Consider the following 25,478-nt stretch of genomic DNA (forward strand, 5'->3'; position numbering starts at 1 on the left):
GCCGTGCTCGCCAGCAAGGGCACCGGCCGCCGCGTCGTCGGCGCCGTGCTCGCCCTGTGCGGCGCGGGCGCCGCGGCGGCGACCTGGACGGCGCTCGGCGCGTCAGGCGTCACCGGCTGGCTCGCCGAGCAGAACGCGCTGCGCGGCGCCACCGACGTGCCGTGGGAGACCGCGCCGCTGTGGCCCGCCGTCGCGGCGGCGGGCGCGCTGCTGATGCTCGCCGGCGGCGTCACCGCGATCGTGCGCGGCGCCCGGTGGGCGGGCATGTCCGCCCGCTACGACCGGGCACAGGACACGCCCGGCGAGGCGAAGGCGCAGGTCAGCGACGACAGGGCGCTCTGGGAGGCGCTCGACAGGGGCGACGACCCCACCGAAGGCCGCTGAACACGGCCCGATGTCGAAACCTCCACTGTTCTGAGTCCTTGTCTTCTTGGCAAAGAATTCCTCACTAAGCTGCCGTATCAACTCGCCACGAATGATTGAGGAGCCAGCTCATGAGCTACGGGGATCAGAGCGGTAGCGGCGGCTACGGCGCGCAACCACCGGGCGGCGGCTACGGGCAGCAGCCCGGCTACGGCCAGCAGCAGCCGGGCTACGACGGAGGCTATGGCCAGCAGGCCCAGAGCGGCGGCTACGGCCAGCAGCCCCCGAGCGGAGGTGGCGGGTACAACCAGCAACCTCCCAGCGGCGGCGGCGAAGGCTACGGTCAGCAGCCGCCGAGCGGGGGCGGCTACGGCCAGCAGCCGCCGAGCGGCGGTGGCTACGGCCAGCAGCCGCCGAGCGGCGGTGGCTACGGTCAGCAGCCGCCGAGCGGCGGTGGCTACGGCCAGCAGCCCCAGAGCGGCGGCGGCTACGGTCAGCAGCCGCCCAGCTACCCGCAGGACCTCGGCTACGGCCAGATGCCCCCGAGCGGCGGCTACTCCCAGCAGCAGGGCTACGGTTACGACCAGCAGCAGCAGGGCTACTACGGCGCGCCCCAGCAGCCCCGCTCCACCAACGGCATGGCGGTCGCCTCGCTCGTCCTCGGCATCATCGGACTGGTCTTCTGCGGCCTCACCAGCATCCCCGGCGTGATCCTCGGTCACATCGCGCTCAACCGGATCAAGCGCACCGGCGAAGAGGGCTCGGGCATGGCCGTCGGCGGCCTGGTCACCTCCTACATCACCGTCGTGCTGTGGGTGCTGGGCTGGATCATCTTCGGCGGCATGCTGCTCTCGCTCATCGGGCTGAGCACCGCGGCCACCGCCACGTACGACTACTGAGCGTCCAGGAAAGGCGGATACTGGGGACATGAGCCACGCGACAACCGAGCGGACAGGCACGCGGCGCCTGAGGGTCCTGCTCCCGCCGCTCGGCGTCGCGGCCGTCACCTGCTCGGCCTTCGTGGTCGCCGCCGTGGTCGATCCCAACGAGCCGGGCCACTACCCGACCTGCCCGTTCCTGTGGATCACCGGTCTCTACTGCCCGGGTTGCGGCACGCTGCGCACCATGCACGCGCTGGCCCACCTCGACCCCGTGGCGGCGCTCGGCCTCAACCCCCTGCTGGTGGTCATGCTGCCGATCCTGCTGTTCTGGTGGGGGCGCTGGGTCGTGCGCGCGTGGCGGGGCAGGCCCATGAGCACCGCCGTGCCGCACCCGGCGTGGCTGTGGGCGTTCATCGTGGTCGTCATGGTCTACTGGGTAGTCCGTAATCTGCCTTTCGGGGCGTTCCTCGCCCCATAGGCGGGGACCGGTGGTGAGGGCGCCTCGCTGAGGCCGATACCATCGCAGGACAAGGCAGAGAGCGGACGCCGACGCGAACTCTCCGCCACACCCCCAGAAGCCGACCGGAGGGACCTCAGCGCGTGAGTGAGCGGACGGAAGGGCCGAGTGTCCTCGACGACATCCTCGACGGGGTGCGCGCCGACCTCGCCGCACGTCAGCAGGCCGTCTCGATTGACGAGCTCAAGCAGCGGGCCGAGCGGGCGCAGCCGCCCAGAGACGCCATGGCCGCGCTCGGGGGCGACCGCATCTCGGTGATCGCCGAGGTCAAGCGCTCCAGCCCGTCGAAGGGCGCGCTCGCCGCGATCGCCGACCCCGCCGCGCTGGCGGCCGACTACGAAGCGGGCGGCGCCCACGTCATCAGCGTGCTGACCGAGCGGCGCAAGTTCGGCGGCAGCCTCGACGACCTCGCCGCCGTCCGCGCCCGCGTCGACATCCCGATCCTGCGTAAAGACTTCATCCTCACCTCCTACCAGCTGTGGGAGGCCCGCGCCCACGGCGCCGACCTGGCCCTGCTCATGGTCGTCTGCCTGGAGCAGGAGGCGCTGGTCTCGCTCATCGAGCGCGCCGAGTCCATCGGGCTGACCCCGCTGGTCGAGGTGCACACAGAAGAGGAGCTCGAGCGGGCCGTCGCGGCCGGCGCGCGGGTCATCGGGGTCAACGCGAGAAATCTCAAGACACTCGAGGTCGACCGCGACGTCTTCGCGAAGATCGCGCCCAAGATCCCGGATAATGTCATCAAGATCGCCGAGTCGGGCGTGCGCGGCCCGCACGACCTGCTCGCCTACGCCAGGGCCGGCGCCGACGCCGTGCTGGTGGGCGAGAGCCTGGTCACCGGCAAGGATCCGCGCAAGGCAGTGGAGGCGCTGGTGACCGCCGGTGCTCATCCGTCGACGCGCCCCGACCACTCAGCAGAGGGATAGCAGTGGCAAACGAAGGCACCATCCTGACCGCCGCCGACCTGGCGGGCAACGGCGCGCACGGCGACGACCCCGACGTGCACGGCAAGTTCGGCATCTTCGGGGGCCGATACGTGCCCGAGGCGCTCATCCCGGCGCTCGACGAGGTGGCCGCGGTCTACGAGAAGGCCAAGAACGACGCGCAGTTCATCAAGGAGTTCGACCACCTGCTGCGCACCTACGCCGGCCGTCCCACCACGCTGACCGACGTGCCGCGCTTCAGCGAGCAGGCCGGCGGCGCGCGCGTCATACTCAAGCGCGAAGACCTCACCCACACCGGCGCCCACAAGATCAACAACGTGCTGGGCCAGGCGCTGCTGACCAAGCGGCTGGGCAAGAAGCGGGTCATCGCCGAGACCGGCGCCGGCCAGCACGGCGTGGCCACCGCCACCGCCGCCGCGCTGCTCGGCCTCGAGTGCGTCATCTACATGGGCGCCGTCGACTGCGAGCGCCAGGCGCTCAACGTCGCCAGGATGAAGCTGCTCGGCGCGACCGTGGTGCCCGTCACCAACGGCTCCCAGACCCTCAAGGACGCCATCAACGAGGCGTTCCGCGACTGGGTGACCAACGTCGACACCACCCACTACCTGTTCGGCACCGTCGCGGGCCCGCACCCGTTCCCCGAGATCGTGCGCGACTTCGCGCGCATCATCGGCGTCGAGGCCCGCCGCCAGATGCTCGAGCTGACCGGCCGGCTGCCCGACGCGGTCTGCGCCGCCGTCGGCGGCGGCAGCAACGCCATCGGCGCCTTCCACGCCTTCATCGGCGACGAGGGCGTCCAGCTGCACGGCTACGAGGCCGCCGGCCATGGCCTGGAGAGCGGCGAGCACGCGCTCACCCTCACCGCCGGCTCGGTCGGCGTGCTGCACGGCTCGCGCACCTACGTCCTGCAGGACGACGAGGGCCAGACCATCGAGTCCCACTCGATCTCCGCCGGCCTCGACTACCCCGGCGTCGGCCCCGAGCACGCCTGGCTCAAGGACACCGGCCGCGCCACCTACCACGGCGTCACCGACGACCAGGCGATGGCCGCGTTCTCGCTGCTGGCCAGGACCGAGGGCATCATCCCCGCCATCGAGTCCTCCCACGCGCTCGCCGGCGCGCTCGAGCTGGGCCGCGAGCTCGGCCCCGAGGCGATCATCCTGGTCAACCTCTCCGGGCGCGGCGACAAGGACATGGGCACGGCCATGAAGTACTTCAACCTGTGACACCGCCGGCCCGCTGACGCCCGAAGGCTTCGGGCCGGGCGCCGAGCAGGGCATCATGGTGGGATTCGACCTTCGGAACGGACAGACATGACGACTCTTCAGACGGTCTTCGCCAAGGCGAAGGCGGACAACCGGGCCGCGCTCGTCGGCTACCTGCCCGCGGGCTTCCCGTCGAAAGACGGCGCCGTCGCCGCCGCCGCGGCCCTGGTGGAGGCCGGCTGCGACGTCATCGAGATCGGCCTGCCCTACTCCGACCCGCTCATGGACGGGCCCACCATCCAGGACGCGGTGCACCGCTCGCTCGTCAACGGCACCCGCATCGCCGACGTCATGCGCACCGTCGAAGGCGTGGCCGCCACCGGCGCCGCGACGCTCGTCATGACCTACTGGAACCCGATCGACAAATACGGCGCCGACCGGTTCGCCCGCGACCTCGCCAACGCCGGCGGCGTCGGCACCATCACGCCCGACCTGACGCCCGAGGAGTCCGAGCCCTGGCGCGCGGCCTCCGCCGCGGCCGGCATCGACACGGTGTTCCTGGTCGCGCCCAGCTCCACCGAGCAGCGCATCAAGGCCGTCGTCGACTGCTGCACCGGGTTCGTCTACGCCGCCTCGCTCATGGGCGTCACGGGTGCCAGGGAGACCGTCAACGTCGCCGCCAAGGGCCTGGTCGAGCGCACCCGCGCCCACACCGACCTGCCCGTGTGCGTCGGCCTCGGCGTCGGCACCGGCGTCCAGGCGGCCGAGGTGGCCGGCTACGCCGACGGCGTGATCGTGGGCTCGGCCTTCATCCGCCGCATCCTCGACGCCCCCGACGAGGCGGCCGGCCGCGACTCGATCGCCACCCTGGCCCGCGACATGGCGAAGGGCGTCCGCCGCTGACGCTGCGGCGCGGCCTGCACGGGGCCGCGCCGGGTCGATCGCTCCGCCGCCCGGCCCTGAGCCGTGCGCGGCTGACCTGGCTCCGCCACCTGCGCCGGCACGCGTACCATCGGCTTGGCGCGCCGCATCGGACGTGCTGACGCCCCGCGCGCCATGCCGCCATCCTTCGGCGCGTGGCCGCCAGGGCCCGCTCTGCCCTCGCCCTAGGAGCGTGCGTTGCGCCCGCGTTCCTGACGTTCCGGACGAGGGATCGATCTTGGCCGGTTGAGGCTGGGTTGCGGCGAACCTCCCAGTTCGGCGGCGGGATACACGCTTAGCTGACGCTTATCCCGGACGTGATCGGATAGTCGCGGGTACTGTGCGCATTCCGGCGCAGAGAAAGAGGAGAACACTAGTGGCCGCGTCACAATCGTCACCGATGGCGAGAACGGCGATACCCTGGGTGACGACCGTCGCCCGGCTGGTTCTGGGCGGGGTGCTGATCGCGGCGGGCGCGCTCAAGATCGGCAACCCGGCCGACTCCGTGGTCGCGGTCAAGGCGTACCAGCTGCTGCCGGAATCGATCGCCGTCGCGGTGGGCTACGCACTGCCCATCCTGGAGATCGTGGTCGGCGTGCTGCTGGTCGTCGGTCTGCTCACCAGGGCGGCCGCGGTGATCGCCGCACTGCTCATGTTCGCGTTCGTCTTCGGCATCGCCTGGGCGTGGGCGAACGGCCTGCGGATCGACTGCGGCTGCTTCGGTGGCGGCGGCCAGCTGGGTGCCGGACAGGAGCCGACCTACCTGCTCGACATCCTGCGCGACTTCGGCCTCGTGCTGCTCGGCGCGTGGGCCGTGCGCTTTCCGCCGGGCCGATTCGCGCTCGACGGAGCTCTCGGTCTCGGGGGCGACAATGGTGTTGATGAGGGGGAGGACGAAGGATGAGCAAGGGCGAGCGCACCAAGACCAAGTCACAGTCCGCGCGCGACAAGATCAAGGCGCAGCAGGCCGCTCAGCGTGCCCGAGACAAGCGCCGGCGCATCGTGACGTACACCACCGCGGGCGTGGTCGCCGTGGCGGCCGTCGGCCTCGGCTGGTGGTACGCCGCGAGCACCTCGCGCTCAGAGGAGGCCCTCGGCGCCCTCGCGCCGATCACCGTGCAGTCCGACGGCGCCGCGGTGATGGCCCAGAACGGCGTCACAGGGCCGGTCGTCGACATCTACGAGGACTTCCAGTGCCCGGCCTGTAAGGAGCTCGAGCGCGTCAGCGGCCAGACCTTCAAGAACCTCGCCGCCGAGGGCAAGGCCAAGGTCGTCTATCACCCGATCACGATCTTCTCGCAGGACCCGACGCGGGCCAACTCCGTACGCGCCGGCAGCGCGTCCCGCTGCGTCGCCGACGGCAAGCAGTGGATGGCCTTCCACGACCTGCTCTTCGAGAACCAGCCCCCGGAGACCGAGGAGGGCTTCCTGCCCGACCAGCTCAAGCAGTGGGGCAAGGAGGCCGGCGTCGACACGCCCGGCTTCGACCAGTGCGTGACCAGCAACAAGAACGCCGACGCGCAGCTGGCGTACAGCAAGAAGGTCAGCGAAGAGCAGAAGCTCGATCACACGCCGACAGTGAAATTGAACGGAACAGAAATAGACAATCAGGTACTGTTCAGCCCGTCGCAGCTGCGTGATGAGATTACCGAGGCGGCCAAGTAGGCCCGCTTCCGCTACCCTCGCTTGACATGCCCCTAGCCTCGATTCCCAGCCCTTCAGAAGGGGTCTGGTATCTCGGAATCATCCCGATCCGGGCTTATGCGCTATGCATCGTGCTCGGCGTCATCGTCGCCGTCTGGCTGAGCGAGCGCCGCTGGCGCGCCCGCGGCGGCCAGGCGGGGACGATCGTTGACATCGCGGTTCCCGCGGTCATCTTCGGCCTGATCGGTGGCCGGCTCTACCACGTCATCACCGACTGGCAGACCTATTTCGGCAGCCGCGCGATCAAGGAGCCCTACCAGGCCCTGTTCATCTGGGAGGGCGGCCTCGGCATCTGGGGCGCCATCTCGCTGGGCGCGCTCGGCGTCTGGCTGGCCGTACGCAAACGCGGCCTGTCCATGAGCGCCATCGCCGACACGGTCGCGCCCGGCATCGCCTTCGCGCAGGGCATCGGCCGCTGGGGCAACTGGTTCAACCAGGAGCTCTACGGCTCGCCGACCACCCTGCCGTGGGGGCTCGAGATCGACGTCGAGCACGGCGGCGAGCCCGGCGTGCTCTACCACCCGACCTTCCTGTACGAGTCGCTGTGGGACGTCGCGCTGGGCTTCCTGCTCATCTTCGCGGGGCGCCGCTTCGCGCTGCACCACGGCCGGTTGTTCGCCCTCTACGTCGCCGGCTACACGCTAGGCCGCTTCTGGATCGAGGGGCTGCGCATCGACCCGGTCGGCGGCGTAGATCACGCGGTCGAGTTCCTTGGGCTGCGCATCAACCAGTGGACCTCGATCGTGCTGTTCGTGCTCGCGCTGGTCTACTTCTTCGCCACCCGTAACAAGACGGGCGAGGAGATCGTGGCGCTGCCCGAGTCCGGCCCCGACGACGAGCCCGACCCGGCTCACGGCGCCGGCCAGGCCGATCCCGGCACGGGCGAGTCCTCGTCCACGACCGCCGGCTCCTCGTCCACGACCGCCGAAGGCCCGTCCGGCGAGCCACCGTCCGGGGCCTCCTCGGCCGGCGACGGCGACACATCGTCCGACGCCGTCAAGCCGAGCGCCGAAGCCTCCGCCGCCGACGCGTCCGGCTCCGACGCTCCTGGCTCTGACGCGTCCGGCACTGACGCGTCCGGCACTGACGCGTCCGGCACTGACGCGTCCGGCACTGACGCGTCCGGCACTGACACCTCCAGCACTGACGCCTCCGGCTCGCACACGGTCGGCTCTGACACGGCCGGTTCGCCGGCGCAGGGCGACGATGTCGTTTCTGCGGCGGCCCAGGAGGAGGGCGAGCAGGCGGGGCCCGTGGAGGCCGAGACCGTGACGAAGGGGAAGAACTCCCGATGAGCGATCGCGCGGAGGTCCACCACCATCGCGACGTCACCGGAGGCTGGCTGCGGCCCTCGGTGTTCGGCGCGATGGACGGCCTGGTGTCGAACTTCGCGCTCATCGCAGGTGTGGCGGGCGGCAGCACCAACCCCAGGGTGGTCGCGCTCGGCGGCGTCGCCGGGCTGGCCGCCGGAGCCCTGTCCATGGCGGGCGGCGAATACGTCTCCGTCGCCAGCCAGCGGGAGCTGGCCCAGGCCGAGATCGCCGTCGAGCGGCGCGAGCTGGCCCACCACCCCGAGGACGAGCAGGCCGAGCTGGCCCAGACCTTCGTCGACAAGGGCGTGACGCCCGCCCTGGCCGCCGAGGTCGCCCGCCAGATCTCCCGCAACCCCGAACGCGCGCTCGAGGTGCACTCCCGCAACGAGCTCGGCGTGGTGCCGGGCGAGCTGCCGTCGCCGGTGGTGGCCGCCGTCTCGTCGTTCGTGTCGTTCGCGGTGGGGGCGGCGCTGCCGCTGCTGCCGTACCTGGTCGGGGCGCGCGAGCTGGTGATCTCCGCTGTGGTGTCCTGCTGCGCGCTGTTCGCCGCAGGGGCGCTGGTGTCGGCGGTGACCGCCCGCAGCTGGTGGTACTCCGGGTTGCGGCAACTCCTGGTGGGGGCGGTGGCGGCAGCGGTCACCTTCGCCCTCGGCAACGTCATCGGGGCGGGGCTGTGATGGCCCGCCGACGCGCCAGCCCTGGTTCCGGCCGCTCCGGCGGCGACGGCACCGGCCGCAACCACAACCGCTCCACCTCGCGCCGCTCTGCCGCCGGCTCCGGCCCGGAGTTCGGCGCCGGCCCAGAGCCCGGCTCCGGGGGCCCGAGGTCCGGCGCCGGCCCGGAGTTCGATCCAGGTTCTGGGTTCGGGTCGGGTTCTGGGTTCGGTTCGGGTTCTGAGTTCAGGTCAGGTGCTGGGTTCGGGTCCCAGCCCACGCCGGGGTTCGGGCCGGGAGCGGGGCAGGGACCTGGTGAAGGCGCCTGGCCCGGCGCAGGCGTTCCCGCCGACGGCCGTGACAGTGGCACCGGGGGCTTCGGTGGTTATGGCGTCGGTACGGACTATGTCGCCGGTTCGGGCGCGGGCCAAGGAGATGCCTACGGTGCCGGGACGGGCGACGGCCACGGTGCTGAGACACGTGGCAGGCGCAGCGCTGGAAGGCGCGGCAGTCGTGGCGCTCAAATGGATGGCGGTCGCGGCGCTGAGGTGCACGGCGGCGGTGCTGGGACAGGTGGCGGCGGTGCTGGGACGGGCGCCGGCGGCGTAGGGACCGGTGCCGGGGGTGCTGGGATGGGCGCCGGCGGCGTAGGGATCGGTGCCGGCGGCGCTCGGACAGGTGCCTGCGATGTCGGCCCTGGCGCTTGGCCGGATGCCGGCACGGAGAGCGGTCAGCGCAGCGACGGGTGGCAGGCCTTCGGCGACAGCCGGGGGCGAGGTCGAGGCCGTGGCCGTGGCAGGCGTGCCGCGGGCAACGCCCAGCCCCTGAGCGATGCCCAGCCCGCCGGTGACGGCCGATCGGGAACCGGCGGCTGGCCTGCCGACGACGCCCGGTCCAGCACTGGTGGCTGGCCTGCGAGCGAGGGCACCTCAGGCACGGGCGGTTGGCCTGCGGCCGGCGGTTCTTCGGGTACAGGTGGTTGGTCCGCTGGTGGTGGCCGCTCTGACACGGATGGTCGGTCTGGTGACGGCCGTTCTGGTGCGGATGGCCGGCTTACGGGTGACGGTCGTTCGGGCACGGGTGGCCGGCCTGCGGGTGATGGTGGTTCGGGTGACACCGGCGGTTGGCCCGCTGCTGATACAGGGGCCGGCACCGGCGGGTGGCGGGCCGGCGATGTGGGGTCCGTGAGCGATGGCCGGTCGGGTACCGGTGGTTGGTCGGCTGCGGACGGGCGGTCGGGTACCGGTGGGTGGCGGGCTGCGCGGGCTGGTGATGTCGGGTCGGCGGGTGACGGCCGGCCTGCGTCCGATGGCTGGTTCGCTGATGGCGGGCGGGCTGCTGGGGATGGTCGTTCCGCTGGTGAGGGGGGTCCGGAGGCGGGGGCCGAAGGCGGCAGGAGGTCGCGTTCTGGGGGCCGGCGGGCGCGTCGCCATGGGCGGTCTGCTGCGGGCGGCACCGATGCCGCTGGATGGCCGGTGGCGGGGGCGGGCACGCCCAGCGATGCCTGGTCGGCCGCTGGGACGGATCCCGGTAGGCATGGGGGTGGCGCTCGAAGCGGTGGCTGGGAGGCGGCCGACAGCGGCAGGAAGGCGGCGTCCCGTGAGGAGAGCGGTCAGGCGGTAGCGGGGGCGGATGACATCTGGGGGCCGGCTGTCGAGGGCCGGGCCGAGGGTGAGGCGTCCAGGCGTTCTTCGGGTGGTCGTGGGCGCAGGGCCGCTCGCCGGGCCGAGCAGTCCGCGGCGTCGGCCGGCGGGGAGTGGTCGGCGACCGGGCCGGATGTGGACGGGCGTGCGGCGTCCGGCCGTGGGCGGCGAGCGGCTATGGATAAGGGCGGCCGGTTTGCCGGCGGTGGTTCGTCGGCCTCCGGGTCGGATGACGGTAGGCGTGCCGCTGCTGGTCGAGGGCGCCGGCATGCGAACGCGGACAGCGGTGCCCCAGCGGCGGCGGTCAGCGAAGGCCGGGGTCGGGCTGGTGCCGAGGGCGACTTCTTCGGTGGGGCTGGTGCCGGGAGTGACCCTCTCGGTCGGGCCGCCGGCGAGAGCGACTCCCTTGGTCGCGCTGGTGCCGGGAACGACCCGCATGGCCGGCCTGATGGTGGGAGTGACCTTCTCGGTTGGGCCGCCGGCGGGAGCGACTCCGTTGGTCGGGCTGGTGCTGATGGCGATGCCGCTGTGGCTGAAGGTGATGGCCGGGCTGACGTCGACGGTGGTCGGGGGCGGGGTGCCGCCAAGGGGCGGCGGGCGGCTGCGGCCGGTGAGGCCCCCGCTGAGGAGGATGAGGACTTCTGGGGTGGTTCCGGCGCTGCGGATGATGAGGGTGGGCAGCGGCGGAGGCTGGGGTTCCGTGGCCGGGGCAAGGGTGATGGCGGGCGGGCCAACAATGAGGTGGACTCCGGTTCGCGGGCGCGCGGCGGTCAGGATGATGAGAGTGGTCTCGGATTGCCGCTGGAGGGGCTGTCCCGGGGTGGTAAGCGGGGGCGGGTCGCCGCGGCCGGGAGTGCGGCGAATGGTGGCGAGGCGTCGCAGGGCGTACCCCGTGGTGAGGATGAGGGGAAGAAGCGGAAGCGGCGGCGGACGCCGCGTTCCGACTGGCAGTTCCCCGTCCTCACCGACATGGGCATGCGGCCTGAGCGCCAGCGGCTGCTGGTGATCATCTCCACGGTGGTCGCCGTGATCGTGGCGGGGGTCGGGTTCGTGACGGTGGTCAGGTCGCTGGGGACGTACACGCCGGAGAGGCAGACCACCGCGGCCGTGCTCGCACCGGACGCGGTGCTGCCCAAGGTGTTCCACGGCTGGAACTCGCCCAAGCTGTTCGACCCCGTCGCCGAGCGTACGAAGGACGGGAAGGCGTTGACGGAGAAGGAGGTGTTCAGCCAGAAGGAGCTGACCGTCTCCAAGAAGCTCAAGCTGAAGCTCGCCGCCAAGAAACTCGACCGCGACTGCTCGCAGGCGTTGCAGGGCGCGGAGCTCGTCGAGCTGGCCGCCGGGGCGGGCTGTACGCAGACCGCCCGCGGCCTCTACCTCAGCTCCGACGGCCGCTACGTGGGCCAGTACACGCTGCTCAACCTCAAGGACGCCCAGTCGGCGGGCGACCTGGTGGAGCAGCTGAAGGTGCTCTACCGGGGCGGCTGGGTGCAGCCCCTGACCTCCGGCAAGGCCGCCTTCCCGCCCGGCGGCTACTCCGAGGCGGGCGGCTACGCGCTCGGCCACTACGTCGGCCTGGTGTGGCTGGGCCGGGTGGACGGCGCCGAGCCCACCGCCAAGGACGACTACGTCTCGCTCACCCTCGCCCTGCGCGGGGCCGAGAAGGCGGTCTACCGTCGTGTCGTGTCGATCACGGGGCCGTCGTCCTGATGTCCCGGCGCGTGCTCTTGTCGTTGACGGCCGCTGTGCTGGTCGTGGCCGTCGCCGTGGGCGGATGGATGTGGCTGGGCAGGGAGACGCCCCGGCCGTCCGCCTTGCGTACCGAAGCGACCTCCGCCTTTTACGCGGCCATCGACAGCCGCCAGAACGACGCCACCCCGCTCACCGCCGACGAGGTCTTCCCCTCCTCCGCCGAGACCCTGGGCGCCCTGCGCCGGGTCGCGGCCGACGTGTTCACCGACTGCTCCGAGCTTCTCTCGGGCACCACGGCCGAGGGGTGCACGCAGGCGTTGCGGGCGACGTACCAGGGCGGGTCGGTGGCGGGCCAGTTCGTCATCTTCAACCTGAGCGACGGGCGGGCGGCCGACGCGCTGGTGACGGACCTGCGCAAGGACGCGTTCGTACGGCAGGACATCCTCTTCGAGGCCGCCGGCAGCAGCGCCCAGGTTCGTGCGATGGGGCATTACGTGACGGTGAGCTGGGTGGGCGGGAAGGCGTCCGCGCAGGACCTGGTCACCGCCCTCATCGCCCTGGATGGGCTGGGACGGGTGGTCCAGAGCCGCATCGTGGCGGCGACGTAGACCTGCCGGCTTCCGCCAGCACGCCCGGCTCGGGTCCGCCTGCCCGCTGCGCAAGAGGTGAGGATGGGGCCAGGCGGAAATGAGGCGGTGCGCGTGGGCCGCGCGATGAGGCAGGGCATGGCCGGTGCCGAACCGGGCGGACGTGCCGGATGCTCAGGCCGGAAGTGCGGGTGCTCGCCTGCTGCGTGACGGGTGCCGGGCCGGGCGCGGTGGGTGCCGGGTTGCTCCGGTCGCGCTTGGCGGGTGCGTGCCCAGGGACGGGTCGGGTGGCGTGATCTCAGGGTGGGCTGCGGGTGTCCTTGAAGCGCTGAGTCCGGGCAGGTCAGGTTGTGGTGGTGAGGGCGGTGACCGTGGTGGTGACGGCCGACGGCAGCGCGGAGAGGTGGTGCAGCGGGGTTTCGAGGGGGGTCAGGGCGTCGGACCAGTCGGCGGACTCGCGGATCAGGGCGCGGGCTTCGTTCTTGGTGAGGGTCGTGCCCTGGGCGCGGGCGACGGCGATCAGGGCCTCGCGCCACGTGTTGGCGATCTTGGCGTGTCCGTTGTCGAGTATCCTGCGCAGCACCGCCTCGGCCTCGCCGGTGGGCTGGGGGCGGCGTACGGCGTCGTAGGCGGTCTCGGTCGCGTCGCGGACGTCGTACAGGGTGGTGAGGACTTCCGGTAGGGGCGGCAGAGCCGCGCCTACGACGCGGACGTGAGCGGCGCGGGTGGCCAGCAGCAGGCGCGGGATCGCGGCCTCCAGGCCGGGCGGCACGGAGACGGCCACTCGGGTCGGCGCGGTGGCGTGGGGCTTGGCCAGCCACGTCGAGAGCCTGACACGGGGCTGGGTGAGGTCCTTCGGCCACTCGCCGACCAGCAGGTCGGGCTCGAAACCGGCGAGTGCTTCGGCCGGCGCCACCGACGGGCCCGCGCTCTCGATCGACTGCGGGCCCTGCGTGTAGATGGCGGTGGACTGGCGGGACAGGCGCGACTGCACGGCGGGGCGTGTCTTGCTGGTCGGGCGCAGGAGGTAGAGGTCTGCTGCCGAGCCGATGGCCTCCGCGCCGAAGTATCGGTTGAAGTCGGGGTACATGGCCTCGTAGGCGAGGTTGAGCTCGGTCAGCTCCTGCTGGACCTTGAGCGCCAGCATCGGGGTACGTTCGCTCGCCCCGTACGCCAGCAACACTCGTCCCTCGTCCCGCAGCCCCTCCACCGCGCGCGCCACGAACAGGCCGATGCCCTCCGGCGTGTACGGCGGGTCGGTGAGCGCCAGGTCGTGGTCCCGAGCCGAGGCGGGCAGGCCGAGCCGGAGGTCGGCCCAGCGCGTACGGACGCCGAGGCGCTGCTCGTCGATGTAGGCCAGGATGCGCTCGTCCACGTCGACCACCGTCACGTCCGTCTCCGGATGCACCAGCTTGACCGCCAGCGAGGTCAGGTCGTGGTCGCCGACGCACAGCAGCCGGGTGCCGGGCAGCCAGAAGCGGGCCCCGAGCAGCAGCGCCCGCCGCAGCACGGTCTCGGGCGTGGCGGAGACGTGGTCGAGCACGTGGCGGGCGCGCGGCGCCTTGGCGACGAGGCCGGTGAGGCGGTCGAGCACGTGGGCGTAGTGGGGGACGAGATGCGCCACCGGGTCATCCGGGGGCGGCGCCACGGCGATGAGGTCCTGGTAGGCGGGCGTGTCGATGGGAGGGACACGCATCCGGTCGCCGTCGTGCTCCAGCGTGAGCTCGCGGAGCAGGGCCTCGATGGTACGCCGCGACGTCGCGGTCTCCCTCACCAGGGCCGCCAACGTCCACCACTGGCCGTCGCACAGCAGGGCCAGGGCGTGCCGCAGCCGCCTGCTGTCGGCCCTGGCCTCGGTGAGCAGCCGTTCCACCCCGTCACGCTCCATGAGCGAACCTTATCGGTGCCCCACCCCCAAGATCCCGCCACCGCCGCCCGCCGGGTCGGAAAGGAGCGGCTGAACGGGGGCCGCGAGGGCTTGGCGCAGGGCGGCCCTCAGCAGGGCGGACCTCAGCAGGGCGGACCTGCACAGGGCTGCCCCCGGTGGCCGCGCGCCGCAGTGGCGACGGTGGTGTCGGTGGGGCGAGGGTGGCCCTAATGAGGTTTCGGGCTGGGGTAAGGCCGGGGCCGGAAGTGGGGGCGATGGGGCCGGTGGGGGCCTTGGGGCGCTGGTGGAGGAGGGGGATGCGCGGGTGGGTAGGGGGAAGTCGATTCGGGTGGCGGAAATCGGTGGGCTGAGCGGGAATTTCGTGGGCGGTGTCCGGGGTTTGGGATAGCGAGTTCGGATCTCGGGACGGCTCCCAAGGTTCGCAATGCGGACGCGGCGGGCACCATTCCGGCAGGGTGAGGTAACCTCTACCCACGATATGCAGCAGGGCCAACGTCGTCCCTCGCCTGTGCAGGAGTTTCAGACAGACGAAGACGACGGGAGGGATTCAATGCCTGCTGCCCACCTCGGGTTCCCCGAGCCTCAGGGTCTTTACCACCCCGCCAACGAGCACGATGCCTGCGGTGTCGCCATGGTCGCCGACGTCGCCGGTCGGCGTGATCACGGCATTGTGGTCAAGGCGCTGACGGCGCTGTGCAATCTCGATCACCGGGGGGCCAAGGGTAGCGAGCCGGACACCGGCGACGGAGCCGGGATCCTGACGCAGATCCCCGATGAGTTCTACCGGGCGAGCGTGCCGTTCACGCTGCCCGCGGCCGGTTCGTACGCGACCGGCATCGCCTTCCTGCCGTTCGACTCCGAGGCCAGGGCGGTCGCCGTCCGCCTGATCGAGGAGATCGCGGCCGAGGAGGACCTGAGCGTGCTCGGCTGGCGTGAACTGCCGGTCGACCGTGACCTGCCCGGCCCGAGCGCGCGTGCCGTGATGCCGCACTTCGCGCAGCTGTTCGTCGCCGACCAGGACGGCCGTGCCGGGCTCGAGCTCGACCGGCTGGCGTTCTGCCTGCGCAAGCGGGCCGAGCACGAGGCCGACGTCTACTTCCCCTCGCTGTCCTCGCGGACGATCGTCTACAAGGGCATGCTGACGCCCGACCAGGTCGAGCCGTTCTTCCCCGACCTGAGCGACGAGCGTTACGCGACGGCGATCGCGCTGGTCCACTCGCGTTTCTCCACCAACACGTTCCCGAGCTGGCCGCTGGCCCACCCCTACCGCTACATCGCTCACAACGGCGAGATCAACACGGTCAAGGGCAACCGCAACTGGATGCGGGCGCGCGAGGCGATGCTCGCCTCCGCCCACATTCCGGGCGATATTTCGCGACTTTTCCCCATCTGTGACCCGGATGGCAGCGACACCGCCAGCTTCGACGAGGCACTCGAGCTGCTCCACATGGGCGGCCGCAGCCTGCCCCACGCCGTGCTCATGATGATCCCCGAGGCGTGGGAGAACCACACGGAGATGGACCCGGCGCGGCGCGCGTTCTACGAGTTCCACTCCACGATGATGGAGGCCTGGGACGGCCCCGCCTCGATCACCTTCACCGACGGCACCGTCGCCGGCGCCGTGCTCGACCGCAACGGCCTGCGTCCTGGCCGCTTCTGGGTGACCGCCGACGGCCTGGTCGTGCTGGCCTCCGAGGCCGGCGTGCTGGACATCGCGCCGGAGGACGTCGTCCGCAAGGGCCGCCTGCAGCCGGGCCGGATGTTCCTCATCGACACCGCCCGCGGCAAGATCATCGAGGACGACGAGATCAAGGCCGAGCTCGCCGCCGAGCTCCCCTACGAAGACTGGCTGCACGCCGGGCTCGTCCGCTTCGAGGAGCTGCCCGCCCGCCAGCGCGAGATCCCCACCCACGAGGCGCTCGTCAAGCGGCAGCAGACCTTCGGCTACACCGAGGAAGAGCTGCGCGTCATCCTGTCGCCGATGGCGCGCACCGGCCAGGAGCCGATCGGCTCCATGGGCACCGACACGCCCGTGGCCGTGCTGAGCGAGAAGCCGCGGCTCCTGTTCGACTACTTCACCCAGCTGTTCGCGCAGGTCACCAACCCGCCGCTGGACGCCATCAGGGAGGAGCTGGTCACCTCCCTGGCCAGCACGCTCGGGCCCGAGGGCAACCTGCTCGACCCGGGGCCCAGCTCCTGCCGGCAGCTCGTGCTGCCGTACCCGGTGATCGACAACGACGAGCTCGCCAAGATCATCCACATCAACGACGAGCACGACCTGCCGGGCTTCCACCCCTACGTGATCAGCGGCCTGTACGACGTCTCCGGCGGCGGCGAGGCCCTGCTGCGGCGGCTGGAGGAGATCAGGGCCGAGGCGTCCAGGGCGATCGCCGACGGCGCCCGCATCATCGTGCTGAGCGACCGCGGCTCCTCCGAGGAGCGGGCGCCGATCCCGTCGCTGCTGCTGACGGGCGCGGTGCACCACCACCTCATCCAGGAGAAGACCCGCACCAAGATCGGCCTGGTCATCGAGACCGGCGAGGCCCGCGAGTGCCACCACATGGCGCTGCTCATCGGCTACGGCGCCGCCGCGATCAACCCCTACCTGGCGATCGAGACCATCGAGGACCTCGTCGACAGCGGGGCGCTCAAGGCCGACAAGCACAAGGCCGTGCGCAACCTCATCAAGGCGTACGGCAAGGGCGTCATCAAGGTCATGTCCAAGATGGGCGTCTCCACGGTGGCCTCCTACACGGGCGCGCAGATCTTCGAGGCGCTCGGCCTGAGCCAGGAGGTCATCGACTCCTGCTTCACCGGCACCACCTCCCGCCTCGGCGGCGTCGGCTTCGACGTGCTGGCCGAGGAGGTCGCGCAGCGCCATCGCCACGCCTACCCGCGGGTGGAGAACCCGCACCGCAGGCTCCAGGTCGGCGGCGAATACCAGTGGCGGCGCGAGGGCGAGCCGCACCTGTTCAACCCCGAGACCGTCTTCAAGCTGCAACACGCCACCAGGACCCGCCGCTACGAGATCTTCAAGGAGTACACGAACCTCGTGGACTCCCAGGCGGAGCGGCTGATGACCCTGCGCGGCCTGTTCAAGCTGCGCAAGGGCACGCCGATCCCCATCGAGGAGGTCGAGCCGGTCGAGAGCATCGTCAAGCGGTTCTCCACCGGCGCGATGTCGTACGGCTCCATCTCCATGGAGGCGCACGAGACGCTCGCCATCGCGATGAACCGGCTCGGCGGCAAGTCCAACACCGGCGAGGGCGGCGAGGACCCCGAGCGCCTGTACGACCCGGCCCGCAGGTCGGCCATCAAGCAGGTGGCATCGGGGCGGTTCGGCGTCACCTCCGAATACCTGGTCAACGCCGACGACCTGCAGATCAAGATGGCGCAGGGCGCCAAGCCCGGCGAGGGCGGCCAGCTGCCCGGCCACAAGGTCTACCCGTGGATCGCGAAGACCCGCCACTCCACGCCTGGCGTCGGCCTCATCTCGCCGCCGCCGCACCACGACATCTACTCCATCGAGGACCTCGCCCAGCTCATCCACGACCTGAAGAACTCCAACCCGCGTTCCAGGGTCCACGTGAAGCTGGTCGCCGAGGTCGGGGTCGGCACGGTCGCGGCCGGCGTGTCGAAGGCGCACGCCGACGTGGTGCTGATCTCCGGTCACGACGGCGGCACCGGCGCCTCGCCGCTGACCTCGCTCAAGCACGCGGGCGCGCCGTGGGAGCTCGGCCTGGCCGAGACCCAGCAGACGCTGCTGCTCAACGACCTGCGCGACCGCATCGTGGTGCAGGTGGACGGCCAGCTCAAGACGGGCCGCGACGTCGTCGTCGCCGCGCTGCTCGGCGCGGAGGAGTACGGCTTCGCCACCGCCCCGCTGGTCGTCTCCGGCTGCGTCATGATGCGGGTCTGCCACCTCGACACCTGCCCGGTGGGCGTCGCCACGCAGAACCCCGAGCTGCGCAAGCGCTTCACCGGCAAGCCGGAGTTCGTGGTCAACTTCTTCGAGTTCATCGCCGAGGAGATCCGCGAATACCTGGCCGAGCTGGGCTTCCGCTCGCTCGACGAGGCGATCGGGCACGTCGAGATGCTCGACACCACGGCGGCCGAGGAGCACTGGAAGGCCAGTGGCCTTGACCTGTCGCCGATCCTGCACCGGCCCGAGCTGCCGGCGGGCACCGCGCTGCGCCGGCTCGCCGAGCAGGACCACGGGCTGGAGCACGCGCTCGACAACACGCTCATCCAGCTCGCCGAGGGCGCGCTCAACGACGGCACCCCGGTCACGCTGGAGCTGCCCATCCGCAACGTCAACCGCACGGTCGGCACCATGCTCGGCTACCAGGTGACCAAGCGGCACGGCGGCAAGGGGCTGCCCGACAACACCATCGACATCTCCTTCACCGGCTCGGCGGGCAACTCGTTCGGCGCGTTCGTGCCGCGCGGGATCACGCTGCGGCTGACCGGCGACGCCAACGACTACGTCGGCAAGGGCCTGTCCGGCGGCCGCATCACGCTCAGGCCGCACGACGAGGCGCCGCTCGACGGCCACATCATCGCCGGCAACGTCGCCCTCTACGGCGCCACCTCCGGCGAGGTGTTCATCCGCGGCGTCGTGGGCGAGCGGTTCTGCGTGCGCAACTCCGGCGCGACGGCGGTCGTCGAGGGTGTGGGCGACCACGGCTGCGAGTACATGACCGGCGGCAAGGCCGTGGTGCTCGGCCCGACCGGGCGCAACTTCGCGGCCGGCATGTCGGGCGGCATCGCGTACCTGCTGGATCTCAAGCCCGAGCGGGTCAACCGCGAGATGGTCGCCATCGAGGCGCTCACCGAGGAGGACGCCGAGTTCCTCAAGGAGACCGTCGAGAAGCACTTCGCGGAGACCGGCTCGCCGGTCGCCAAGCAGCTGCTGGCCGACTGGGACGCGGCGCTGGCCAGGTTCGGCAAGATCATGCCGACCGACTACAAGAGGGTGCTGGAGGCCGCAGAGGCCGCCCGCATCGAAGGCAGGGACATCGACGAGGCCGTCATGGCGGCCGCGGTTCAGGGTTAAGGGAGGCGTACCGCATGGCTGACCCGAAGGGTTTTCTCACGCACGACCGGGAGCTGCCGGCGCGCCGTCCCGTGGACGTCCGCATCAGCGACTGGCGCGAGGTCTACCAGGACTTCTCCCAGGAGAAGCTGACCAAGCAGGCGGCCCGTTGCATGGACTGCGGCATCCCGTTCTGCCACAACGGCTGCCCGCTGGGCAACCTCATCCCCGAGTGGAACGACCTGGTCTACCGCACCGACTGGCAGGAGGCCATCGAGCGGCTGCACGCCACCAACAACTTCCCCGAGTTCACCGGCCGGCTCTGCCCGGCTCCGTGTGAGGCGGCGTGCGTGCTCGGCATCAACTCCGACCCGGTGGCGATCAAGCGGGTCGAGGTCGAGATCATCGACCGCGCGTTCGCCGAGGGCTGGGTGCGCCCGCAGCCGCCGGCCGTCAAGACCGGCAAGAAGGTCGCGGTCGTCGGCTCAGGACCGGCGGGCCTGGCCGCCGCCCAGCAGCTCACCAGGGCGGGGCACGACGTGGTGGTGTTCGAGCGGGCCGACCGCATCGGCGGCCTGCTGCGTTACGGCATCCCCGAATTCAAGATGGAGAAGCGGCACATCGAGCGCCGGCTCGAGCAGATGCGGGCCGAGGGAACGGAGTTCCGCACCTCCGTCAACGTCGGCGTCGACATCACCGCCGCCGAGCTGCGCGAGCAGTTCGACGCCGTGGTGCTGTCCGGCGGCGCCACCCAGTGGCGCGACCTGCCGGTGGCCGGGCGTCAGCTCAAGGGCATCTACCAGGCGATGGAATACCTGCCGCTGTCCAACAAGGTCCAGGAGGGCGACTTCCCCGCCTCGCCCATCTCGGCCGAGGGCAAGCACGTGGTGGTGATCGGCGGCGGCGACACCGGCGCCGACTGCATCGGCACCGCGATCCGGCAGGGCGCCGCGTCCGTCACACAGCTGGAGATCATGCCGCAGCCGCCCGCCACGCGGCCGGCCGGCCAGCCGTGGCCGACCTACCCGATGCTGTTCAAGATGGAGAGCGCCCACGAGGAGCTGGCCGAGGGCGGGGGAGCGCGCGTCTACGCGGTCTCCACCACCGAGTTCGTCGGCGACGACGACGGCAACGTGCGGGCCCTGCGCCTGGTCGAGGTCGAGGGGCCGCAGAACGGCTTCAAGCCGATCCCCGGCACCGAGCGGGAGATCCCGGCCGAGCTGGTCACGCTCTCCATGGGCTTCCTCGGGCCGGAGAAGGGCTCGCTGCTGCAGGACCTGGCCGAGGTCGCCGGTGACGGCTTCTACGACGCCAGGGGCAACGTGGCGCGCGACAAGACGTACATGTCGAAGGTCGACGGCGTCTTCGTGGCGGGCGACATGGGCCGCGGCCAGTCGCTCATCGTGTGGGCCATCGCCGAGGGGCGGGCCGCCGCCTCCGGCGTCGACCGGTTCCTGACCGGGGACACGGCGCTGCCGTACCCGATCCTGCCGACCGCGCGTCCGCTGGTCTGACCTGCTCGTCTTCCCGGAGCGCCCGCCCTTGTGGCGGGCGCTCTGCTTTTGCGCACTCTGCATGACTTGCAGAGTGTGCGAAGAGTGCGTGCAGCGCAAGGCATGGAGAGTCCGCAGGAGCGGCGTGAGCGCCGCCGGGCCGAGAAGCGGCAGGCCATCAGGATGGCCGCCGTCCGCATCGCGCTCGACCAGGGATTCGAAGCCGCCACCGTGGAGGCGATCAGCGCGGCGGCCGACATCTCGCCGCGCACCTTCTTCAACTACTTCGCCTCCAAGGAGGAGGCGCTCGCCCCCAGCCCCATGTGGAGGCCCGAGGAGTTCGTCGGGCTGCTGCAGGAAAGGCCGGCGGACGAGCCCGCCTTCGGCTTTGGGTCAGCATGGGGTCGCTCATCATCACCCTGTTCCTGGTCGCGCTCGACCAGACCGTCGTGGCCACCGCCATGCCCACCATCGTGGGGGAGCTGCACAGGCTCCAGAGCCTGTCCTGGCCGGTCACGGCGTTCGCGATCTCCGAGTCGCTGTTCGCCACCATGGACCTCGGCACCGGGGCGGTCGCGCCGGGGGCGTACATGGTGCTGTGCGGGCTCGGGCTGGGCGTGATGGGGCAGAACCTGCTGCTCGCCGTCCAGACCACCACGCCCGCGGCCGACCGCGGCGCGGCCACGTCCGCCGTCACGTTCGCTCGCGGGGTCGGCGGCGCGGTGGGCGTGTCGGTGCTCGGCGGCGTCTTCGCCGCCGGCCTCGCGCCAGGACAGGCAGCGCTCACCCCCGCCGCCGTCCAGGCGCTGCCCGAGGCCGTACGGCACGCCACGCAGCCGGCCTTCGCGGACGCGATCACCGGGGTGTCCGCCTGGACAGGGCCGATCATGCTGGCCGCCGCGGTGCTGCTGGCCTGGCTTCCTGACGTACGGCTGAGCCACCGCGACTGACCCGCGACTGAAGGGGCGAAGCGAGCTGGGGGATAGAGGTCCGCTTCGCCCACCATCAACCGAAATTTCACCACTCGGTTGCATCACTGGTTGACTGTCGGGAACATTCAGATTCTGCGGCATTCAGGCGGAGGGGGAAGTATGCGGCGGCTCGCCTCTGGCATGACGGCGCTGGCCGCCGCGCTCACCCTCGCGGCCTGCTCGGCCACCGCCCCCCAACCAGGCGAGGCCGCCCGCAAACCCACCCCGCAAGGCCAGGGCCAGCCCGAATACCTCGTCTTCTACGAGCACGGCAGGGGGCGTGCGGCCAAGGCCGCCGTCGAACGCGCCGGCGGCACCACCGTCGCCGACAACACCAAGCTCGGCTACCTCCTCGCCGTCGGCGGCGACGGCTTCCAGGCGACCGTGGGCGGCGATCCCGCCGTCATCGGGGTCAGTCCCGACCGCAGCATCGGACGTACGGCATCGAAGCCCGTCACGCGAGCACTCCCCGACGAGCAGGCGTTCACCGAGCGTGCCGGCGAACCGCTCGCCCCCCGCCAATGGGACATGCGCATGATCGGCGCCGACCGCGCCAACGCCGAGGTCCCCGGCAGCAAGAAGGTCCTCGTCGGCGTCATCGACACCGGCGTGGACGGCAAGCACCCCGACATCGCCCCCAACTTCAACCGCGAGCTCAGCCGCAACTTCGTCACCGACCGCCCCAAGGACGACTACGGCGAGACCCTCGACGGCCCCTGCGAGGCCAAGAACTGCAAGGACCCCGTGGACGCCGACGACGACGGCCACGGCACCCACGTCGCCAGCACCATCGCCTCGCCCATCAACGGCATCGGCATCGCCGGCGTCGCGCCCGGCGTCCAGATCGTCAACATCAGGGCAGGACAGGACTCCGGCTTCTTCTTCCTCAAGCCCAGCCTCGACGCCCTCACCTACGCCGCCGACATCGGCGTCGACGTCGTCAACATGAGCTACTACGTCGACCCCTGGCTGTTCAACTGCCGCGCCAACAAGTCCGACACCAAGAAACAGCGCCTCGAACAGCGCGCCATCATCACCGGCATGCAGCGCGCACTCGACTACGCGCGCGAACGCGGCGTCACCCTCATCTCCGCCCTCGGCAACGGCTCCACCGACCTCGGCAACCCCAAGATCGACAAGCAGAGCCCCGGCTACCCCAAGGGCGACGAGAAGGAACGTAAGATCGACAACTCCTGCATCAACGTGCCGGCCGAGTCCAAAGGCGTCATCTCCGTCTCCGCGCTCGGCCCCTCCGGCCGCAAGGCCGCCTACAGCGACTACGGCGTCGAGCAGACCGACGTCTCGGCCCCCGGCGGCGACGTGCTCGACGGGCAGGGCGTCAACGTCACCAGGTCCATCCTCGCCGCCGCGCCGGAACGCGTGCTGCGCGCCGCAGGCCGCATCGGCAAGGACGGCAAGCCCAAGGGCGCCGACGTCGTACGCGACTGCACCGGCGGCACCTGCTCCTACTACCAGTACCTCGAAGGCACCTCCATGGCCGCGCCGCACGCCACCGGCGTCGCCGCCATCCTCATCAGCCGCTTCGGCAAGCCCGGCAAGGGCGGGCTCGAACTCGCCCCCGACACCGTCCAGGACCTGCTCTACAAGACCGCCACCCCCAAGGCCTGCCCCGACCCGCGCGAGTACACCTACAACGCCTTCGGCACCAGCGAGAAACACCTGTGCCAGGGCGACACCAACGACAACGGCTTCTACGGCCACGGCATCGTGAACGCCTGGAAGGCGGCGACCGCGCAGCCATGACGTACCGCCTCCTCGCCGCCGACGCCGCGATGGGGGTACATCTCGCTTTTCTCGCCTACCTGGCCTTAGGCGGCTTCCTCGCCTGGCGCCGGCGCCGCACGATCCGGATCCACCTCGCCGTCGCGGCCTGAGGAGTGCTGTCCGTCGTGACCGGCGTCGAATGCCCGCTCACACTCGTGGAAGACTGGGCACGTCGCCACGCGGGCGAGGCAGGACTGCCCGCGAGCGGCTTCATCGACCACTACATCGAAGGCGTGATCTACCCGGAGGAGTACACGAACGTGGCACGACTGGCGGTCGGCGTTCTCGTTCTGTTCTCATACGTCGGGTACGTTCTCCGTCGTCAGTGACTGCCAAGTGGTCTGTACCAATTAAGGTAGGACTCGTGACTCGTCGCGCGAAAATCGTCTGCACTCTAGGCCCCGCCACATCGTCCAAGGAACGCCTCCGCGAGCTCATCGCCGCGGGCATGGACGTAGCACGGTTCAACCTCAGCCATGGCAACCATGACATGCACAGAGAGGTGTACGACCGGGTCAGGGAGGTGGCGGCCGACCTCGGCCGCGGTGTAGGCGTCCTCGCCGACCTGCAGGGCCCCAAGATCCGCGTCGGCACCTTCGAGGAAGGCCCCGTCAGGCTCGGCTTCGGCGACGTCTTCACCATCACCGGCGAAGACGTCCCTGGAGACCGCGAACAGGTCTCCACCACCTACAAGGGACTGCCCAACGACGTCAGCCCCGGTGACACCATCCTCGTCGACGACGGCCGCCTCGTCCTCGAGGTCACCCGCGTCGACGGCGACCGCGTCATCACCCGGGTCGTCATCGGCGGCATGATCTCCGACAACAAGGGCCTCAACCTGCCCGGCGTCAACGTCAGCGCCCCCGCGCTGACCGACAAGGACGAAGCCGACCTGCGCTGGGCGCTGCGCACCGGCTTCGACATGATCGCCCTGTCGTTCGTCCGCCGCCCGTCCGACGCCGACGTGGTGCGCAACATCATGGAGCAGGAGGCCGTACGCCTGCCGCTGCTCGCCAAGATCGAAAAGCCGCAGGCCGTCGACCGCCTCCCCGAGATCGTCGACGCCTTCGACGGCATCATGGTCGCCCGCGGCGACCTCGGCGTCGAGCTGCCCCTGGAGCAGGTGCCGATCGTCCAGCGCCGCATCATCGAGCTGTGCCGCGAGAAGGCCCACCCCGTCATCGTGGCCACCCAGATGCTCGACTCCATGATGAACTCCCCGCGCCCCACCCGCGCCGAGACCTCCGACGTCGCCTACGCCGTCATGGACGGCGCCGACGCGGTCATGCTGTCCGGTGAGACCTCCGTCGGCAACTACCCGATCGAAGCCGTCTCCACGATGGACCGCATCGCCTGCGCCGCCGAGAAGTCCTCGCTGCACGCCACCCACACCTTCGAGCGCATGCCCGAGACCACCGGGGGCGCCATCGCCAGGGCCGCCGCCGAGGTGGGCGCCATCGTCGGCGCCAAGGCGCTCATCGCGTTCACCATGTCCGGTGAGACCGCGCGCCGCCTGGCCCGCTACCGCTCGCCCATCCCGCTGCTGGCCTTCACCAGCGCGCCCCACGTACGCGGGCAGCTCTCGCTGACCTGGGGCGTGGAGACCTTCCACGTGCCGTTCGTGCACCACACCGACGACATGGTGCGGCAGGTGGAGGCGTCGCTGCTGTCGCTCGGACGGCTGGAGAAGGGCGACAAGGTCGTCATCGTGGCCGGCTCGCCTCCCGGCACCCCCGGCTCCACCAACGCCCTGCGCGTCCACACCATCGGCTCAGCGGTCTCCCACGCCCACTGACAGAGATGATGTAGGTGAGCACCTCCCGCCAGTCCTGACCCACCCTCTGACTGACCTCGGGTCTTCAACGGGATCTGTCGGTCTGAACGGG

At 71.0% G+C, this 25,478-nt stretch carries 19 protein-coding genes and 2 pseudogenes; 20 read left to right on the forward strand and 1 reads right to left on the reverse strand.

The genetic code is table 11. From position 1 onward, the window contains the following. From ABZW11_RS44075 to ABZW11_RS44135, 13 genes are all read left to right on the forward strand, one after another. Positions 1–384: Trp biosynthesis-associated membrane protein (locus ABZW11_RS44075; protein WP_355431799.1), on the forward strand; the 384-nt coding region annotated here is incomplete at its 5' end. A gap of 110 nt (positions 385–494) precedes the next feature. Beyond that, entirely contained in the window at positions 495–1,262 is a 768-nt protein-coding gene (locus tag ABZW11_RS44080) for a DUF4190 domain-containing protein (RefSeq protein ID WP_355431802.1), read from the forward strand. Positions 1,263–1,290: 28 nt separating this feature from the next. Then, positions 1,291–1,722 carry a DUF2752 domain-containing protein gene (locus tag ABZW11_RS44085; protein ID WP_355431805.1) on the forward strand — a complete coding sequence of 144 codons (432 nt, stop codon included), beginning with the start codon at positions 1,291–1,293 and terminating at the stop codon, positions 1,720–1,722. A 122-nt stretch (positions 1,723–1,844) separates the two neighbouring features. Next, positions 1,845–2,684, forward strand: coding sequence for an indole-3-glycerol phosphate synthase TrpC (gene trpC, locus ABZW11_RS44090; RefSeq protein ID WP_355431808.1), 840 nt, complete (start codon positions 1,845–1,847; stop codon positions 2,682–2,684). 38 nt (positions 2,685–2,722) lie between these two features. Continuing rightward, the gene (gene trpB / locus ABZW11_RS44095; RefSeq protein ID WP_345409700.1) at positions 2,723–3,928 is read left to right on the forward strand and encodes a tryptophan synthase subunit beta; all 1,206 of its coding nucleotides are present in this window, start codon (positions 2,723–2,725) and stop codon (positions 3,926–3,928) included. 87 nt (positions 3,929–4,015) lie between these two features. Next, the gene (gene trpA / locus ABZW11_RS44100; protein WP_355431810.1) at positions 4,016–4,810 is read left to right on the forward strand and encodes a tryptophan synthase subunit alpha; all 795 of its coding nucleotides are present in this window, start codon (positions 4,016–4,018) and stop codon (positions 4,808–4,810) included. Between the two features lie 418 nt (positions 4,811–5,228). Beyond that, entirely contained in the window at positions 5,229–5,732 is a 504-nt protein-coding gene (locus ABZW11_RS44105) for a MauE/DoxX family redox-associated membrane protein (protein WP_355431813.1), read from the forward strand. Further along, entirely contained in the window at positions 5,729–6,493 is a 765-nt protein-coding gene (locus ABZW11_RS44110) for a thioredoxin domain-containing protein (protein WP_355431815.1), read from the forward strand. Before ABZW11_RS44105 ends, ABZW11_RS44110 begins: the two co-directional genes overlap by 4 nt. A 26-nt stretch (positions 6,494–6,519) precedes the next feature. Next, the gene (gene lgt / locus ABZW11_RS44115) at positions 6,520–7,827 is read left to right on the forward strand and encodes a prolipoprotein diacylglyceryl transferase (RefSeq protein ID WP_355431818.1); all 1,308 of its coding nucleotides are present in this window, start codon (positions 6,520–6,522) and stop codon (positions 7,825–7,827) included. Further along, the gene (locus ABZW11_RS44120; protein ID WP_355431821.1) at positions 7,824–8,522 is read left to right on the forward strand and encodes a VIT1/CCC1 transporter family protein; all 699 of its coding nucleotides are present in this window, start codon (positions 7,824–7,826) and stop codon (positions 8,520–8,522) included. The genes lgt and ABZW11_RS44120 overlap by 4 nt, the downstream gene beginning before the upstream one ends. A gap of 456 nt (positions 8,523–8,978) precedes the next feature. Next, positions 8,979–9,107, forward strand: a complete 129-nt coding sequence (locus tag ABZW11_RS44125) for a hypothetical protein (RefSeq protein WP_355431824.1) — start codon at positions 8,979–8,981, stop codon at positions 9,105–9,107. Positions 9,108–11,116: 2,009 nt separating this feature from the next. After that, a complete protein-coding gene (locus tag ABZW11_RS44130; protein WP_355431827.1) occupies positions 11,117–11,851 on the forward strand; it encodes a hypothetical protein in 735 nt (244 codons plus the stop codon). Between the two features lie 11 nt (positions 11,852–11,862). Then, the gene (locus tag ABZW11_RS44135) at positions 11,863–12,441 is read left to right on the forward strand and encodes a hypothetical protein (protein WP_355431830.1); all 579 of its coding nucleotides are present in this window, start codon (positions 11,863–11,865) and stop codon (positions 12,439–12,441) included. Between the two features lie 322 nt (positions 12,442–12,763). On the opposite strand, the gene ABZW11_RS44140 is transcribed toward ABZW11_RS44135, so the two are convergent. Beyond that, positions 12,764–14,308 (reverse strand): bis-aminopropyl spermidine synthase family protein, encoded by a 1,545-nt coding sequence (locus ABZW11_RS44140; RefSeq protein WP_355431833.1) that lies wholly within the window; start codon positions 14,306–14,308, stop codon positions 12,764–12,766. A gap of 550 nt (positions 14,309–14,858) precedes the next feature. Here ABZW11_RS44140 and gltB point away from each other — a divergent pair. The 7 genes and pseudogenes from gltB to pyk all read left to right on the forward strand — a co-directional run bounded on the left by gltB (position 14,859) and on the right by pyk (position 25,387). Next, on the forward strand, positions 14,859–19,364 hold the full coding sequence (gene gltB / locus ABZW11_RS44145; RefSeq protein WP_355431835.1) for a glutamate synthase large subunit: 4,506 nt from the start codon (positions 14,859–14,861) through the stop codon (positions 19,362–19,364). A gap of 14 nt (positions 19,365–19,378) precedes the next feature. After that, complete coding sequence (locus ABZW11_RS44150; protein ID WP_355431838.1) at positions 19,379–20,857, forward strand: glutamate synthase subunit beta; 1,479 nt, start codon at positions 19,379–19,381, stop codon at positions 20,855–20,857. Between the two features lie 162 nt (positions 20,858–21,019). Continuing rightward, positions 21,020–21,127 (forward strand): annotated as a pseudogene (locus ABZW11_RS44155) (TetR family transcriptional regulator); the annotation flags it as partial. A 107-nt stretch (positions 21,128–21,234) separates the two neighbouring features. Next, the gene (locus tag ABZW11_RS44160) at positions 21,235–21,786 is read left to right on the forward strand and encodes a hypothetical protein (RefSeq protein WP_355431840.1); all 552 of its coding nucleotides are present in this window, start codon (positions 21,235–21,237) and stop codon (positions 21,784–21,786) included. A gap of 141 nt (positions 21,787–21,927) precedes the next feature. Next, positions 21,928–23,571, forward strand: coding sequence for a S8 family serine peptidase (locus ABZW11_RS44165; protein WP_355431842.1), 1,644 nt, complete (start codon positions 21,928–21,930; stop codon positions 23,569–23,571). Next, positions 23,568–23,921 (forward strand): annotated as a pseudogene (locus ABZW11_RS44170) (DUF2784 domain-containing protein). Before ABZW11_RS44165 ends, ABZW11_RS44170 begins: the two are co-directional and overlap by 4 nt. Before the next feature lie 35 nt (positions 23,922–23,956). After that, complete coding sequence (gene pyk, locus ABZW11_RS44175; RefSeq protein ID WP_355431845.1) at positions 23,957–25,387, forward strand: pyruvate kinase; 1,431 nt, start codon at positions 23,957–23,959, stop codon at positions 25,385–25,387. Positions 25,388–25,478 lie beyond the last annotated feature (91 nt).

The organism is Nonomuraea sp. NPDC004580 (genome assembly GCF_040609855.1).
GTDB lineage: Bacteria > Actinomycetota > Actinomycetes > Streptosporangiales > Streptosporangiaceae > Nonomuraea > Nonomuraea salmonea.